The sequence below is a fragment of the Sutcliffiella horikoshii genome (assembly GCF_002157855.1).
GTDB lineage: Bacteria > Bacillota > Bacilli > Bacillales > Bacillaceae_I > Sutcliffiella_A > Sutcliffiella_A horikoshii_C.
This window is the reverse complement of the sequence record NZ_CP020880.1, coordinates 1,715,355-1,730,909: the sequence shown is the minus strand read 5'-3', so window position 1 is coordinate 1,730,909 and position 15,555 is coordinate 1,715,355. Positions and strand designations below refer to the sequence as shown.

General features: G+C 39.4%; 18 protein-coding genes. 5 read left to right on the top strand and 13 right to left on the bottom strand.

What is annotated here, in order from left to right:
* Positions 1 to 136: 136 nt before the first annotated feature.
* The 5 genes from abbA to B4U37_RS08950 form a co-directional block, all read right to left on the bottom strand.
* A complete protein-coding gene (gene abbA / locus B4U37_RS08975; protein WP_010192724.1) occupies positions 137 to 307 on the bottom strand; it encodes an antirepressor AbbA in 171 nt (56 codons plus the stop codon).
* A 32-nt stretch (positions 308 to 339) separates the two neighbouring features.
* On the bottom strand, positions 340 to 858 hold the full coding sequence (locus tag B4U37_RS08970) for a ribonuclease H-like YkuK family protein (protein WP_088017949.1): 519 nt from the start codon (positions 856 to 858) through the stop codon (positions 340 to 342).
* A 609-nt stretch (positions 859 to 1,467) separates the two neighbouring features.
* On the bottom strand, positions 1,468 to 1,611 hold the full coding sequence (locus B4U37_RS22205) for a hypothetical protein (protein WP_087942032.1): 144 nt from the start codon (positions 1,609 to 1,611) through the stop codon (positions 1,468 to 1,470).
* A 14-nt stretch (positions 1,612 to 1,625) separates the two neighbouring features.
* The gene (locus B4U37_RS08955) at positions 1,626 to 2,012 is read right to left on the bottom strand and encodes a YueI family protein (RefSeq protein ID WP_010192714.1); all 387 of its coding nucleotides are present in this window, start codon (positions 2,010 to 2,012) and stop codon (positions 1,626 to 1,628) included.
* Positions 2,013 to 2,055: 43 nt separating this feature from the next.
* Positions 2,056 to 2,295 (bottom strand): YkuJ family protein, encoded by a 240-nt coding sequence (locus tag B4U37_RS08950; RefSeq protein ID WP_010192712.1) that lies wholly within the window; start codon positions 2,293 to 2,295, stop codon positions 2,056 to 2,058.
* Between the two features lie 217 nt (positions 2,296 to 2,512).
* Here B4U37_RS08950 and B4U37_RS08940 point away from each other — a divergent pair, with 217 nt between their 5' ends.
* Positions 2,513 to 2,749, top strand: coding sequence for a glutaredoxin domain-containing protein (locus B4U37_RS08940; protein WP_010192709.1), 237 nt, complete (start codon positions 2,513 to 2,515; stop codon positions 2,747 to 2,749).
* A gap of 536 nt (positions 2,750 to 3,285) precedes the next feature.
* On the opposite strand, the gene B4U37_RS08935 is transcribed toward B4U37_RS08940, so the two are convergent.
* The 5 genes from B4U37_RS08935 to fadH form a co-directional block, all read right to left on the bottom strand.
* Positions 3,286 to 3,966, bottom strand: coding sequence for a DUF3993 domain-containing protein (locus B4U37_RS08935; RefSeq protein WP_088017946.1), 681 nt, complete (start codon positions 3,964 to 3,966; stop codon positions 3,286 to 3,288).
* 192 nt (positions 3,967 to 4,158) lie between these two features.
* Positions 4,159 to 4,398 carry a hypothetical protein gene (locus B4U37_RS08930; protein WP_010192707.1) on the bottom strand — a complete coding sequence of 80 codons (240 nt, stop codon included), beginning with the start codon at positions 4,396 to 4,398 and terminating at the stop codon, positions 4,159 to 4,161.
* Positions 4,399 to 4,463: 65 nt separating this feature from the next.
* Entirely contained in the window at positions 4,464 to 5,681 is a 1,218-nt protein-coding gene (locus B4U37_RS08925) for an EAL domain-containing protein (protein ID WP_088017945.1), read from the bottom strand.
* Positions 5,682 to 5,766: 85 nt separating this feature from the next.
* Positions 5,767 to 6,339 carry a LysM peptidoglycan-binding domain-containing protein gene (locus B4U37_RS08920; RefSeq protein WP_088017944.1) on the bottom strand — a complete coding sequence of 191 codons (573 nt, stop codon included), beginning with the start codon at positions 6,337 to 6,339 and terminating at the stop codon, positions 5,767 to 5,769.
* A 259-nt stretch (positions 6,340 to 6,598) separates the two neighbouring features.
* Complete coding sequence (gene fadH / locus B4U37_RS08910) at positions 6,599 to 7,366, bottom strand: 2,4-dienoyl-CoA reductase (protein WP_010192699.1); 768 nt, start codon at positions 7,364 to 7,366, stop codon at positions 6,599 to 6,601.
* 180 nt (positions 7,367 to 7,546) lie between these two features.
* Between fadH and B4U37_RS08905 the strand changes: the two genes are divergently transcribed.
* The 4 genes from B4U37_RS08905 (at position 7,547) to B4U37_RS08885 (ending at position 11,415) form a co-directional block, all read left to right on the top strand.
* On the top strand, positions 7,547 to 8,407 hold the full coding sequence (locus B4U37_RS08905) for a metallophosphoesterase (RefSeq protein ID WP_010192697.1): 861 nt from the start codon (positions 7,547 to 7,549) through the stop codon (positions 8,405 to 8,407).
* Between the two features lie 344 nt (positions 8,408 to 8,751).
* Positions 8,752 to 9,252, top strand: coding sequence for a L,D-transpeptidase family protein (locus B4U37_RS08895; protein WP_088017942.1), 501 nt, complete (start codon positions 8,752 to 8,754; stop codon positions 9,250 to 9,252).
* A 95-nt stretch (positions 9,253 to 9,347) separates the two neighbouring features.
* The gene (locus B4U37_RS08890; protein WP_088017941.1) at positions 9,348 to 10,859 is read left to right on the top strand and encodes an HD domain-containing phosphohydrolase; all 1,512 of its coding nucleotides are present in this window, start codon (positions 9,348 to 9,350) and stop codon (positions 10,857 to 10,859) included.
* A gap of 73 nt (positions 10,860 to 10,932) precedes the next feature.
* A complete protein-coding gene (locus B4U37_RS08885; RefSeq protein WP_088017939.1) occupies positions 10,933 to 11,415 on the top strand; it encodes a YkyB family protein in 483 nt (160 codons plus the stop codon).
* A 59-nt stretch (positions 11,416 to 11,474) separates the two neighbouring features.
* Here B4U37_RS08885 and B4U37_RS08880 read toward each other — a convergent pair whose 3' ends face one another.
* From B4U37_RS08880 to treR, 3 genes are all read right to left on the bottom strand, one after another.
* Entirely contained in the window at positions 11,475 to 12,377 is a 903-nt protein-coding gene (locus tag B4U37_RS08880) for a chemotaxis protein (protein ID WP_088017938.1), read from the bottom strand.
* 149 nt (positions 12,378 to 12,526) lie between these two features.
* The gene (gene pepF / locus B4U37_RS08875) at positions 12,527 to 14,338 is read right to left on the bottom strand and encodes an oligoendopeptidase F (protein ID WP_088017936.1); all 1,812 of its coding nucleotides are present in this window, start codon (positions 14,336 to 14,338) and stop codon (positions 12,527 to 12,529) included.
* A gap of 508 nt (positions 14,339 to 14,846) precedes the next feature.
* Entirely contained in the window at positions 14,847 to 15,554 is a 708-nt protein-coding gene (gene treR / locus B4U37_RS08870; protein WP_088017935.1) for a trehalose operon repressor, read from the bottom strand.
* Position 15,555 lies beyond the last annotated feature (1 nt).

The window sequence follows — 15,555 nt, the reverse complement described above, 5'->3', positions numbered from 1 at the left end:
AAATATGACTTGGACTCGAATTTTAACCAAAATAAAATAATCGTCTTTCTTCGACAAAGATTAACTTAAAACTTGTAAAATTAAGAGTAAAACAAAAAAACTGCCCTAGATTAGGCAGCTACTGGAAGACGTCCCGCTATGAGATTTTATCATACAGTTCAATCAGTTTTTGATAGGTTCTAGTCTCAAGTTCCTTTTCCCCCACCTCTATATCGTTTATTTCACTGATTACCAATTCCTTGGCCACGTCAGTTGATATTAATAAGGTTACCAGCAGATCTTTTTCCTCTTGAGTTAAAGTCACCATTGCACCATTTTCCCTCCTTTCCATGATTGGTTTTACTTTGTATAGCGGTTAGCATAACAAAAAGCTGTATAAGCATCCGGCTTTATTTTGGCATCTAGGCCCATGGCAGTAATCCGACCTGTCATTTCCTGAATGAAATCTTTTGTAGCACCTTTTTGTCCAATATCGAGATGAATTTCAAAATGGAAATCCGCGCCATGCTCTATATGTGGCAGTAAAAGATTTTGTATCTTTTCCAATTTTTCCATTGTAAATAACATCGCAATTTCTTGACTTAAAGCAGTCTCAAGCGAAATTTTTTCATGCAGGCTTCTAATGGCTCTATTTACGATGTATGGTCTTACACAACCCCAAGCACCCTTACCAACCCGATGCAAATGCACCGCTGTCATGAATTTGGTTTCCTGTTGATGAACATGCGAATCTGTACCGATAGATAGTAAGTATGGGGCCCTCACGTCTTTTTGGATAAACAAAAGGATCTTTTCATAAGCTTGTTCAAAAGTAAGGTAGCCGTGGGTAATATTAATAAACTTGCTGGGGTTATCCATTTATCCACTTCCTTTTCCGTACTTTCCCTTATACTTATATGTTCCTTCCTCCCAAAAAAGTAGTGTTTTCTTCGTTCAAGCTGGTTGGATGACAAATATATCTACATTATTGTCGCGATTATCAAAAGTTTATACGTTAAATCCAATGAATTTTCAGCTGTTGTTCGCAAAGAAAACATTAAAACCTTTCCGGCCCTTTTTAATCTGAAATTCTTAGGTAAATGGTTAATCCGCTGTTCCTTTCCGCAAATGGCTGCGCTTTCCGCGGGGCGACCTTGAGCCTCCTCGCGTTCGCTGCGGGGTCTCAACATTGCCGCTACTCCCCCGCAGGAGTCTTCGCCATTTGCTCCAAGTCACAGCTAAAAATCTCGTTAAAGAATGATGTTCAATTATCTAGGTTTATTAGCTACTCAATAACCCTTATATTAATGAAGTTTCCTTGTTGATTGGAGTGGAAGGCGTGCAGACGCCCGCGGGAGGAAGGGACAGGTAAGACCCCGCAACGGAGTGAGGAGGCTTACGGACCGCCCGCAGGCAAGCGAAGCGCCTGGAACGGAAATCAACCAGATCATAAACACAAAAAAACCAGGCTGTGGATGGACAGCCTGGTTAACCTTTACTTGTATGGATTTGTGACTTCGAATACGCACAATGCGGGCATCGATACATGACATTTTGATTTGAATGGGCAGTAAGTACTTTATCCATTTCTTCTTCGCGATTGCACTTAGGACAGTGAACCGTTGGCATCATGTAAACCACTCCTACTATAAATGTCGTTGAAACTCTTCCTTTGATACAAAGATATCTTCTTTATCAATTGCTGTAGGACTAGAAAGGACTAGTCCAATATTGGTAGAGGACGCTTTATCGTCGACAATAGTAAATGGGATATTGTTATCATTCGCAATTCGAATATATTTGGAAAGATGTATATAATCCAATTCCCCATCCAGATACAGTTTGGAAGAAGGGTATCTTTTCATTAGATCTGCAATGGGCTTATAAGGTTTTTGCTGGATCACTTGGCCGTTTGTCAATGCAAGAATAATTCGCTCACGAATTTGCGAGAGGTATTCCCGTCTCTCACTTGCCTTTGTTTCCGGTGTTCCTTTAAGCCCTTTATCTATATAATCATCAATGTTTTTACCCATGTAACTTCCCTCCATTTCGAAATTCAGGGTTTCCCTGGAATTCTTAGTGGATCAGGTCGAATATTTCAATAGCAATCATATCAATATTATCAAATTGATATGTTTTAGGGTTTTCCCCTTTTAGAAATACTTCCAATTCATATGTATTGGTCTTGTCGAAGAATTTCACGCTGCACACTTTTTCTCCGTTTACTTCAAAAAAGCGTTGTGCTGGTTCATTTCCTGCTTCTGATGTTTCCTTTAAATCATTCAATCTTTTTACAATCCCTACTAATAGTGACATGTAACAACTCTCCTTCTATTCCTTCCTACCTATATCATTCACCTTGTTTTGTAAGGCCATTCGTTTTTTTGTACAAAACCTTTCAATATCCGGTAAAATAAAAGTTAGGAATACAAATTTATAATAATGTTCGAACATAACTTCCCTTTTATTGTAGTCTAAAATGACGAATAAAACATGCGAAGTTGTGAATTTTTTCTTACGAGGAGCTGTATCCATGAATATAACCGTCTATACTCAACCTGATTGTCCCCCGTGTCAGGTGGTAAAACAATTTTTAACACACCATAATATCTCCTATAAGGTGATTGACATCTCTGAGAACCTAGAAGCAAGAGATTATTTAGTACATGAATTACAGTCTTATTCCACTCCTACTGTAACAGTCGATGAGCAGGTTGTAAAAGGATTTGACCTGTCAAAGCTGCAAAATTTATTAGGTATAGAGGAATAAGTCACTGTGCTAATTTCGCAAGAGAATACATCATACCACTAATGAGATGCTAGAAGAAAGCATTTTATTGATTTCCATAAGAAAAACCGGGTAAACCGCCCGGTCCTTGTTTTGTTGCTTGGTTATGCACCGCTGTTGATTTCCGCAAATGGCTTCGCTTTCCTAGGGGCGCTGCTGGAGCCTCCTCGGCCTTCGCCTGCGGGGTCTCCATCAAGCGCTATCTCCCTCAGGAGTCTCCGCCTTTTGCTCCAATCAACAGCTATAGATTACTAGAACGATACGTTAGTGCTTTAACAGTTAACTCAAGTAAAAACCTCTTCATAGCCCCTTAGCTGAATGAAGTCACCTTGTTGATTGGAGTGGAATGCGCGCAGACGCCCGCGGGAGGAAGGGACAGGTGAGACCCCGCAACGGAGTGAGGAGGCTCACGGACCGCACGCAGGCTAGCGAAGCGCCTGGAACGGAAATCAACCGATTTTTATACTTTCTTATCTTTCTAAAAAAAGAGCGTATTTCCACGCTCTTTTTTAGTGGGATTATCTTGTCACAAGAAAGGTATTCTGATTATAATCATGAAGTAATTGAGATGCCATCATCCCGATCGTTACTGGTAAGGAATGAAAAAAGGGATAGGCAAACATTCCAAATGGGGTGATTCGATTCATCCTTACATCTTTCACAGAGCCTGTAGTAACGATGGAGTCCTCTTGTTCCATTTCATTGTTTTTAACAAAATCGGGCATCTCATATTCAAACCCATAGTCATTCACTTTCCAACCTGAGGGTGTTTCTTGTAGCTTTACGTACTCATAGTGGTCATCATAAAGGCTTGGCATATCCTCCTCAGATGTGAAAAATTCATATATGATTATCTCATCCTCACTGCTTTCCATCACCTTCGTTTCTTCATCATAGCTAAAGAAAGGAATGTAATATGCGGGAAAGTCGGTTCCGTATGTTATATAGCCTGCTTCTTCCTCGAATAAATGCTCCTTAAGAAATGATTGTTGATATTCTTTTGTAAAATACGGATCTAATACCAGGTCAATTTCTTCTAAAGAACGATGTTTCTCTCCTAAGGAAAGCTGTGATTGAAACGCATCTTTCAAAAAGGTATAAACTTCTTCGTCTCTAGGGGATTGTTCAGCGCTGGCATAATTTGATCCGAAAAATAGTATGGTTATAATGGCAATAATTCCTGTCATACTTTTAAGCAATCCATTCTCCTCCTCAGATGATGTGTTCTAATTGTATCAAGAACAGAGCGGACAAGGGTTCGTAACCGTTCGTAAAATTACGTTGAAAACTGACAAATTATTCACTCTATTAACTTTTACCCTCATTTTTAAAGACAAAACAAAAATACGGATAAAACAAAAACCCTTACATTTTATGTAAGGGTTTTTGCATTACCAGTTGGAATTCAGTCCTGCATATACGATATATGACAATACCAATACCGCCGCAATTAAGTAGGTTAAAAAAACAGGATTTCTTAGCACATAATGATCCTGAACCTTCTCATCGATAGAAGAATCCTGATTTGCTGACTGCGTACTTGACTGCCGACCAACTTTATAAGTGTAAATCATTCCACCAGCTAAAATAAGCAATGCCACTATTAGCAAAATAAAATCAAAAGAACCCATTTCTATCACCTCACCGAGCATACTATACTCTTAAGGTAAACAAACGGGTAAATTCTATTCATAGCTTATAAAAGATCCTGGTTTTCATATAGATACTCATAAGAAATATCCACATATAGGAACCGGTTTTGATTAATCAGACAAGAATAGGTCCGAACACTTTCACCTGATTCAATATCACTATACAAGTCGGATAATATTCCTTTTTTCTCGATAGTCATTTTCATGACATGTTCAAGGAAATATGGCCTCCAACTCCAGTTTTTCCCTTTATAACTTTTGTCTGGTTTCCACTTTCCATTATCTTTTGTGAGATTCGAAGAAAGCTGAAATCCATTTTCATCACAAACATACATTCTGAAGCTGATGTTTGTTAGTTCGTCCGCGATGGAGTTCAACCATTCATCATAATCTTCAAGGTTATGTCCTTTCAGAATAAGTGGTTGAAGTCTAGTTTGAAGCATACCGGTAAACTGGTGAATGGCTTGCAATTTCCTTTTCTCATAACGAATGAATTGTTGGAACTTTTCTACAAGAACATTTTTTGCATGGTAAATGTCAATAAAATTAGGTTCAGGTTTATGCAGATAGTAACCCTGGTAGTACCTTCCACCATTTCTCCAAGCATACTGTAATTGAAAAGATGCTTCCATGTTCTCATACATTAATGCAGCTCCTATTTTCCTAGATAAAATGGATAAAGAATACAAAATATCTTGGTGGGCCGCGACTTCATATGATTGACGAAGGATTTCTAAATTAACCTTTAGTATATTAGGATTTAAGCGTCCAATTCGATCCATATTTGCACCAGCATCCCCGATATTTGCTACAGAAAGTTGGATACCATAAGTCCTATAGTAATTGAAAAGATGTTGGAGAAATTCCTCCCCTTCCATAGATGAATGTTCATCTACTTCAATTACAATATTCTCAAGCTTTAACCCTCTTGGAACATAGGACAGAAAGAGTTCAAGCAAAGATTCACCCTGATCTTCCAAAAGAAGTTCTGCATTTTGGTTGAAAAATAACTTCGACGTGCAATCTTGCTCGGTATAATAGGTTAAAGCTTTATTTATGATAACCTTATCCACTTCGAGCTGGTATTCCCCAGGCACTGTTTTATCACGAAAAAATGCCCCTAAACTTTTCACATCACCGTTCTCCATCTGGAATCTTCCAAGTACTTCATACCCAATGACTTCTTGGGAAGCAGCACTGAAAATTGCTTGATAATAAGGGGTGACCTTTTCGATATTTGTCATAATATCAAGTGGATCCATCTCGTTCTCCCCTTTGTCTTGTTTGGAACGATTATATCATGATTTAGCCCAATTTATGACGCGAAAATAAAAAGGTGACAGGATTTTATTGCATTCTTTTTGGGATTTTTAATTCTTGGCCAATTTTCAAGCAATCAGTATCGAGATTGTTTAATCGTCTAATTGAATCCCGTGAAATATCATATCTCTTAGCTATTTTTAGTAAGCTGTCTGAAGTTACCACTGTGTGAAGATAACAAGGTACCTTAATGTTCATCCCAACAAATATGGTTTCACCATCAAGTTGATTTACCTTTCTTAAGCTATTCTCATCAACTGAAAACATTTGCGATATGTCTTTTAACGTTTCATTTTGTTTCACTTTGTAACTTCCGCAAGCTGGACCTTCTAACAGTTCTCTTGTGGCTCCATTCTTTTCATCTAGTACAGCTATGAGAAATTGTTGAAATTTCACTCGATAGCTGTTGACAACCGTCCCTTTGGGCAATACTTCTGAGGCCAATTTCCTTGCTGAATCCAGTAGGTTTTTTCTTTTTGATAATTTTTCATGGTTACTGGCGTATTCTACGGAAAACTCGTAGAATGCTTCTGTTGGGTTAATATATACTGTCAATTCTTTATTTTCTTCGTCCCAGTCATACTTGTAATAAATGCTCATTGGGTTTCCTCCTTGTTGCTTTTGCTTAGTATGAGCAAAACGGGTATACAAGTATGAAAAAAAGCCCGGTAAAGCAATAAAATTGCTTTACTCGAGCTTTTACCTTCTTTACAACCGCTGTTAATTTCCGCAAATGGCTTCGCTTTCCGCGGGGCGACCTTGAGCCTCCTCACTTCGTTGCGGGGTCTCAACATTGCCGTTACTCCCCCGCAGGAGTCTTCGCCTTTTGCTCCAATTAACAGCTATAAATCACTATAACTTAAAACGGGAATGGTTGGAGCCATTGGCCGCCGTCCATGGTTACGCATTCTCCATTTATGTAGGCTGCTTTTTCGGAGCTTAGGAAAAATGCTAATTCTGCAATTTCTTCAGGTGTACCAAAACGCTTCAATGGGACACTTTCCGCAACTTTTTTAGCTTCTTCCTCAGATTGCATCAATTTGTCTGCCCCACCAGTTCTTTCGATAGGTCCTGGAGCAATTGCATTTACGCGGATTCCGTATTTTGTTCCCCATTCCACTGCAAGGGTTCTAGTAAGAGATAGTACTCCTGCTTTCGCAGCAGCAGAATGCACCACACCTGCTCCCGCATTCCAAGCGTAAGTTGCTACCATGTTAATCATGCTGCCCTTCACATTTCTTTGCATCCAATAATTCCCTACGGCAGAGCTGCAATAAAACGTTCCATTCAAGACGATGTCAATGACAGACTTCCAACCGTTAACAGATAATTTTTCAGCCGGGCAGATAAAGTTACCGGCTGCATTGTTGACAAGCACATCAATTCTACCAAATGCTTCGTCCGTCAACTTAACCATTCTCTCCACATGCTCAGGCTCTCTTACATCCATCTGCACTGTCAATACCTCACCATCATGTCCCTGAATCTCCTCTTTAGCTTGCGCAAGGCGATCAAGATCACGACCGGTAATCACCACATTATAACCTTCTTGAGCGAACTTCAACGCCATATATTTCCCCATACCGCTAGAGCCACCCGTAACGATGACAACTTTCTTTTCTCCCATAAAATCTCCCCCAATCCTATGTCTCTATACTATTCTAACCTAATATTCAAAATAATTAAAATGTTTTATAAAATTTATACAAAAAGTTTCCATATAAAAGTAGAAAGATAGAAAGAGAAATTCCTCTCTAAAAGGTGCTATAATGGTTGATATCATATTAGGTAAGGTTGGTATATATATATGAGTAAAATGACGAGGCGAGGCTTTTTTAAACGTATCTTTACAATAGTCTTCACCGCTTTGCTGACAACTGGTGTAGGCTATTTTTATGCTAGATATATAGAACCAAAACAAATGAACATATTAAAACATAAAGTTAAGCACTCTACTATTCCTAAAAGTTTTTCCGGAATAAAGATTGCTCAATTTTCTGATACGCATGTTGGCCATCATTTCGGACAAGCAGAATTAGAAAAAGTAGTACGCCTTATAAATGAAGAGGAACCTGATATTGTCTTTTTCACTGGAGATCTGATGGACAATCCATTAGAGTACGATGGCTCCTATAACCTTATAAATATCTTGAAACAAATCAAAGCTCCACTTGGCAAATTTGCGATTTATGGAAACCACGACCATGGAGGATATGGAACAGAGACTTATGAGGAAATTATGGAGTCTTCCGATTTCACTGTGTTAAAAAATGAGAATACTACCATAGAGTTAATAGACAAAAGTCAAATATACATTGCAGGTGTGGATGATTTGATGCTGGGAAGACCTGATTTTAATGAAACTTTGCGTAATATCCCTGAAGATGCTTATACGATATTATTGGCCCATGAAGGAGATGCAGCTGACTCTATAGCAGAGCAGTTTCATGTAAATCTTCAACTTTCCGGACACTCCCATGGAGGACAAGTGCAGATTCCCTTTTTCGGTCCGCTTATTACTCCTCCTCTTGGATCCAAATTTTATGAAGGCTTTTACTATTTTGATGATTTGACTCTATATGTGAATAAAGGGCTAGGCACTACTAGGGAGCCTTACCGCTTTTTGGCGCCGCCGGAAATTACATTTTTCACTTTAGAACGTCAATAAATGGGCTATCTGGTACAAGCGCAAGCCCTTTACCATTGCCATACCTTATAGAGACTCTATAAAGGAGGCATATGTCCATGTATCGAAACTACCCGAATAACAGATTTATTGGAGGATTAGGTTTCGGGTTTCCTTTTTTTCCGTTTTTAGGGGGATTGGCAGTAGGTTCTCTTTTAGCTCCTAGACCATACTATCCACCTTACCCTTATTATGGACCATACCCAGGACCGTACCCGAGACCATATCCACCTTATCCTTATTATAGATAATGGATTGATCGAAACCCAAAGCCGCTGCACACTCTGCACCGGCTTTTTTACATCATGATAAAAGAGGTGAGTGTGGTGGCTGTACATGTAGTGAGGCGAGGAGAAACACTAAGTTCTATTTCGTTGGATTATCGGCGGCCATTAGCTGAGATTTTGGCTGTAAATTCCATTTCAAACCCTAATGTAATATATCCTGGTCAGCAAATCATCATTCCCGGTCTGCCTGATGCAAATACCATCCCCTATTCTATTGAAATATCCATTGCTAGTAGGAAACTGGTTCTAAAGGAAAATGGGATCATTATTAAAACATATCCCATTGCAGTTGGCAGGATGCTCTTTGAAACACCTATTGGCAATTATGTTATCGTAAACCGACAACCTAACCCTGGTGGGCCATTCGGCGCAATGTGGCTCTCCCTCTCCAAATTATCCTATGGTATTCATGGTACGAACGATCCCAGCTCTATTGGAAAGGCTGTCTCACGCGGATGTGTCCGCATGTATAACCAAGATGTACTTCAACTTGCATCCATGGTACCTAATGGGACCAGTGTTCTAATTCGCCCTTCATAACATTTACCTTCCATATCCAACAAATTTACTAGAACATACCGAAAAGATTGATTATAATTGTACTAGAAATATTTAGTGATAAAGGAAGGGATTTCTTGCATCAGCAAACATATACTCGTTTTGTAAAACAGCTTGTCATAAATTATATCCTTGGTTCATCCATAGCAGTTCTCGGGGTAGGCGGCATCCTAATCTTCTCTACGCTAAACCTATCCCTTTCTGAGATTAATATCATGGTTAGCATTTTATTTTCTTCTGCATTCATCATGGTGCTGTGTGAATTTTACGCATTCCATAAACAACTGCAACCGATCAAAGTGATACTTACTAATACAAATAATACATATACCGACTTTCAGAAAGCTTTTTTACATATACAACGCTTTCCCATTTTAACAGTTAAAAGAATTATAGGTCCCCACCTGCTTGGGCTTTCCGTTCCCGCCATCACCCTTGCGATAATCTGCATACACTCAGGGCTCTTGGACATGCCCTTTCGATATGTCTTTCTTGCTTCTCTTGGTGCCGTGTTAATTGCCGGAATGCACGCGTTTATAGAGTATTTTCTTACTGTCAAAGCTATTAGACCGGTTTTGGACTGTTTACAGGAAACCACTCAGAAAATGTATCAACTTCCTTTATCTATAAACGGTGATATCATCGTATCTTTACGTACTAAATTTCTTGTAGGAGCATTATTTATCGGGATCTTTCCAGTACTTTTATTCAGTTTGGCAACCGAAGTCCGTTTTGAAACTCTTACCCTGGAAGTGGATTTCTGGAATTGGGGAGTATTGATTCTTCTCATTGCTGCAGGATTTTCTTCTTTTGGGGCTTTTTTGTTATTTAAAGACATCATCCAACCCATCTCTCAACTGTTAAAAGGAATGCAAAACGTAGAAAATAACAATCTATCACCCGCAAAGGAATTGTATTCTGATGAATTTTCCCAAGTGATTCAAGGCTTTAACTCCATGGTGCAAGGACTTGAAGAGAGAAATGAAACGAATAGGCTGTTGATGGAAAGTTTCTATCAAACCCTTTCCACCACCCTTGACGCACGCGACCCCTACACAGCAGGACATTCATTGAGAGTAAGCAGGTACTCCGTATTAATTGGCGAAAAAGCTGGACTGCCCCCGCATCAGCTTGAGCTGCTAAAAAACGCCGCCCTTCTTCATGACATCGGCAAAATTGGAGTGAAAGACGAGGTATTATTAAAGGATGGGAAGCTTACAGATTTAGAATTCGAAGAAATAAAACGACATCCTTTGCTTGGCGCGACAATTTTAGACCAGGTACAGCCAAAAGAGGCAATGTCACCATTAATCCCAGGTGTCAGAAACCATCATGAACGCTTTGATGGAAATGGCTACCCTGATAGATTAATTGGTCACGAGATTCCGCTTTTCGGCAGAATCATTGCTGTCGCGGATGCCTATGACGCCATGACATCGGATCGTCCATATCGGGTAGGGATGAAAAAGGATAAGGCACTGGTTATTCTGCAAAGCGGAAGGGGCACCCAATGGGATCCGGAGTTTGTTGATATTTTCATCTCCATTATGAATAAAAACACGGAACATGCTCTATCTTCAGCCCTTTAATGGATGAAGTTGGGGCTACCCTTCCATTTTCAGTGAAGGCACAGTATAATAAGGGAAAGGAAAGGAGCCTATTATGCATAATAAAAGTTATTCAAACCAAAGAAAAACCGATTCCCCTATTGAATCTTCTATTGAAAACCTCTCACGTGCCATCTTTACTGTCAATCGGCATGCAAAAACCGCGCCGGATCCAAAGTTTCTCTATACATTAAAAAGAAAAGCCTTAGAGAAACTTATCACCGAAGGCAAAGCTACAAAAAAAGGATTGCATTTTTCTAGAAACCCCAAGAACAGCCGCCAACAATCTGACGTTCTTGTATTGGCAGGGGAATATTACTTTCATCTTCCGCCTTCAAAAGAAGACTTCACAGAATTGCCGCATCTTGGCGAGTTAAATGATCATTATCGCAATCCCAAAGCTAACATGTCATTATCTGTAGCAAAAAGTTTACTTCAACGGTACACCAATTTCCAACCGACAGATGGACAAAAAAATCATCCAAAAAGACAGTACCAAAAGCCTGTATTTAAAAAACTTGGTGAGAGCTACTTATAAGATGAATTGACAACAGCCCAATCTTTTAATAGATTGGGCTGTTCCATTCCTTTATAAGGTCAGTTAATTAGCAGTTGCTCATCTAGTAATTCCACTAACTTTGTCAATTGAGGTTTGCTGATTTGGGCATTCGCTCCTACTTGTTCCCCTTTATGTCTTAGATGATCGGTTATCAGGGAAGAGAAGATGATAACCGGTATCTTGGAAAGAAAGCCATCTTCCTTGATTTTCTTCGTGAGGTGATGACCATCCATTTGGGGCATCTCAATATCCGTAATTAACAAGTCTACATTTTGCTCTCCATTTTTCACTACGGTCTCCATGAAATCCCATGCACTTTTTCCATTTTCAAAAAATTGAATATGTTCAAATCCTGCACCGAGCAACGTCTCTTCTAAAAGTTTTCTTAACATCGGAGAATCTTCAGCAATCATAATCCGTTTTTCACTTCGAGCAGGGTTAAGATTTTCATGAAGACGGGACGCTTCTTTATCAAGGTTTGGATATATATCAAACATAATCTTCTCCACATCCAACAGAAGTATCATCTGTGATGGTTGTTTGATAATTCCGGTGATATGATCTTCAAATCCATGCTGTAAGGAAGCAGGTTTTTCCATTTCAGCCCATGATAAACGGTGAATCTGAGTTACGTGATCGACCCTCAAAATGACTTTCATGCCATTGAATTCTGTAACGATAAACTTTTCTTCCAAAAACTCACTTTTCTCTTCTATATTTAATGCCGTTCTCAGGTTAATGATTGGCAGCACTTCTCCCCTTAGTTCCATGATTCCTTCCACATTTCTGTGAGAATGTGGGATTTTGGTCACGGCTACAGGTTTGATGATTTCTCTTACTTTTAATACATTTATCCCAAAGCTGGTACTACCTATTAGAAACTCAAGAAATTCCACTTCGTTTGTTCCGGAGTCTAATAAGATTCCACTTGTCTTTTCCATATTTGATACGCCCTTCCGTTCTTTACTAATTAGTTCTCTTCTTTTTCTATCGGGTTTAGTACGGAAATGTTGATAGATTAAGCTGGTTCATTTCAGAAAAGCCTAAAAAGAAACACCTTATCTGTGTTTAGATAAGGTGTTGGCTTGGTTTAGGAAAAGCTCTTTTCTAGTTCGTCAATCAATGATCCAACATAAGCGACAGCTGTCTTAATTGGTTCAGGTGTTGTCATATCAACTCCACCCAATTGCATCAATTCTAACGGTTTCAATGTTCCTCCTGCTTTTAAAGCGGATAACCAACGATCCACAGCCGGCTGGCCATCTTCCTGGATCTGTTTGGCTGCTGCCGTAGAAGCAGTCAGTCCAGCAGAATAAGTATATGGATAAAGCCCCATATAATAATGTGGCTGTCGCATCCAGGTCAATCCAGCCCCTTCATCCATTTGCACTTCATCTCCCCAGAATTCAGAAAGCAGGGAGGTCTTTTGTTCACAGAGGACATTGGCAGTAATAGGAGTCCCTTTATCTGCTAGGTTGTAAACCCTACGCTGAAGCTCCCCTTCAAGAATATGTGTCACAAAATTATGATAATACGTCCCTAATGATTGTAAGATTACCCATCTGCGCATTCTTTCATCATTTGGCTGAGATAAGATGTGCTGACTTAAGAGCATTTCATTCATAGTGGAAGGCGCTTCGACAAAATACCTTGATGGACGGGTGTTAGAAAGCTTCTGGTATCTGCCTGCTAAGCGGAAATGCCCTGCATGACCCAATTCATGTGCCAGTGTATAGGCATTCCTCATCGAGTCACTCCATGTCATGAGAATGTATGGATGAACACCATACGGACTGGAACAAAAAGCACCAGAACCCTTCCCTACGTTATCAGCCAGATCAACCCAACGATTGTTTAGCCCTTCTTCCATAATTTCTATGTATTCAGGTCCCATCACTTCCAAGGACTCTAAAATTAATTTAGATGCTTCCTCATAGGTAATCTCAGGGTTGAAATCTGGATCTAGTGGAGCTTTTAAGTCACAGAAATGCATCGTCTCCAAACCCAGCACGCGCTTTTTCAATTTTGCATATCTGCGCATATGTGGTGCCAACTCATTTTGGATGGTATCCAACTGATTATGATACATTTCTTTAGTCACCTGTTGGTCGTGAAGAAGCATATCCGTTACAGAATCATAGTTTCGCAGACGCGCTTCTACTACCTGCTTTTTCACTTCAGTTGCATAAGTAGCTGCGTACGTATGCTTGTATTGTTTTAGAGTCTCAATAAACGTTTGATACGCTTTTCTACGTAATTCTGTATTGGAAGACCCTTCATAATTAGGAAAAGAATTAAAAGATAACGGATGCTCCTTTCCATCATCAGTAAAGAATGAAGGAAATCTCATATCCGATATTAAACTTCTTTGATAGATGGTATATGGTGCATTATGCACTTCTCCGAAAGCAGAAAGTACTTCTTCTGCCTCAGGCGAAAGTTTATGTGGCTTTGTTTCCAAAACATCCATCAAGGTCTTTTTATACTCTTCCAACTCTGGTTCTTCTAATATGTATGCATTCAATGTTTCTTCGCTTAGTTGGAGGATCTCAGATTCGAAAAACGATATACTTGCGCTGAAGTTGGAAAGCATGCCGCCTACACGAGTTGAATTAGCCTGATTATCAGGATTTGTTCCATCTTCGGATTGTTTCAGGGATGCGTAAGTCATTACCCTCATAACTCTTTCTGTCAATGAATCTTTGTCCTTTAAACACATAAGTAATGTTTTCGCATCTTTCACAACTTTTCCTTTATATCGGGTGACAGTGGAAAGATCTTGTTGGACCCCTTGTAACTCCTGCTCCCATTCTCTTGTGGAACCAAACAAATCTTCGAGGTTCCAAGTTTGCTCTACAGGGACTTCCTCTCTTTTCAATGCTTTATTTAATACCTGTGCCATCTACTTCCCCTCCATTTATTTCGATAATCGAATATTTTATATAACCATTATATAAGAAGGAGGAAATAATTTAAATGATATTTTTGAAAATTACGATATTAATACGAGGACAATCTTTGCCTTATTCCTGAAGCATTGTCCTCGTTCAACTCGTATGAGGACAATCTTTTACCTTAATCCTAAAACATTGTCCTCGTTCAACTCGTATGAGGACAATCTTTTACCTTAATCCTAAAACATTGTCCTCGTTCAACTCGTACGAGGACAATCTTTTACCTTAATCCTAAAACATTGTCCTCGTTCAACTCGTACGAGGACAATCTTTGCCTTATTCCTGAAACATTGTCCTCGTTCAACTCGTACGAGGACAATCTTTTACCTTAATCCTAAAACATTGTCCTAGTTCAACTCGTACGAGGACAATTTTTGCCTTATTCCTGAAACACTGTCCTCGTTCTGCTCGAATGAAAAAGACACTCCCATCCACCGAGAGTGTCTTTCCCTACAATCACTTCATTCTTCTTGCAAAATCAACAAATCGGAATTTGTCCAGTCGGTGGCGCGATTCTGTATATTGAAAGGGACTTGCATCATCCAAATGAACGATACTTTTCACCACTACCACATGAGTAAGTCCATTTAAGTCCAGTAACTGCCTGTCCTCATCTGTTGCTTCCTCTACTGTAACTTCTTTATCGGCAAAAGCTATCTGCAGACCTTGCTCAGACTCAAGATAATTGTAAATGGAGTTTTTGCAAATATCCTGGTCAAGATAAGGAACTTGGCTTTTGATGAAGTAATCTTTATCCAAAATGATACTTTCATCATCCACTCTGCGCGAACGGACCACCTTCCATAGTTCGCTTTCCCCTAATTTAGATTCTAAATCAGAAGAGTCAACAACACTTTCTAGTTCGTGCACAACTGTTTGCCAAGGCCTACCCATTTTCTCGGCTAATTCCTTGAAGCTGACCAAACCTGAAATAGGAAAATCAAATTTATCACGTGCAAGCACAATAGAGCCTTTTCCACGAACTTTTTGAATATAACCATTCTGAGCAAGTTGATTTAGAGCCTTTCTTACCGTTTCTCTTGAAGTATCGAAAAGTTCCATCAGATCATGCTCGGACGGAAGCTTACTCCCCGCTACGAAATCCTGTTTTTCTATTTTCATTACCAACTGCTGATAAATTGCCTGATATTTGTTATTTTTCATT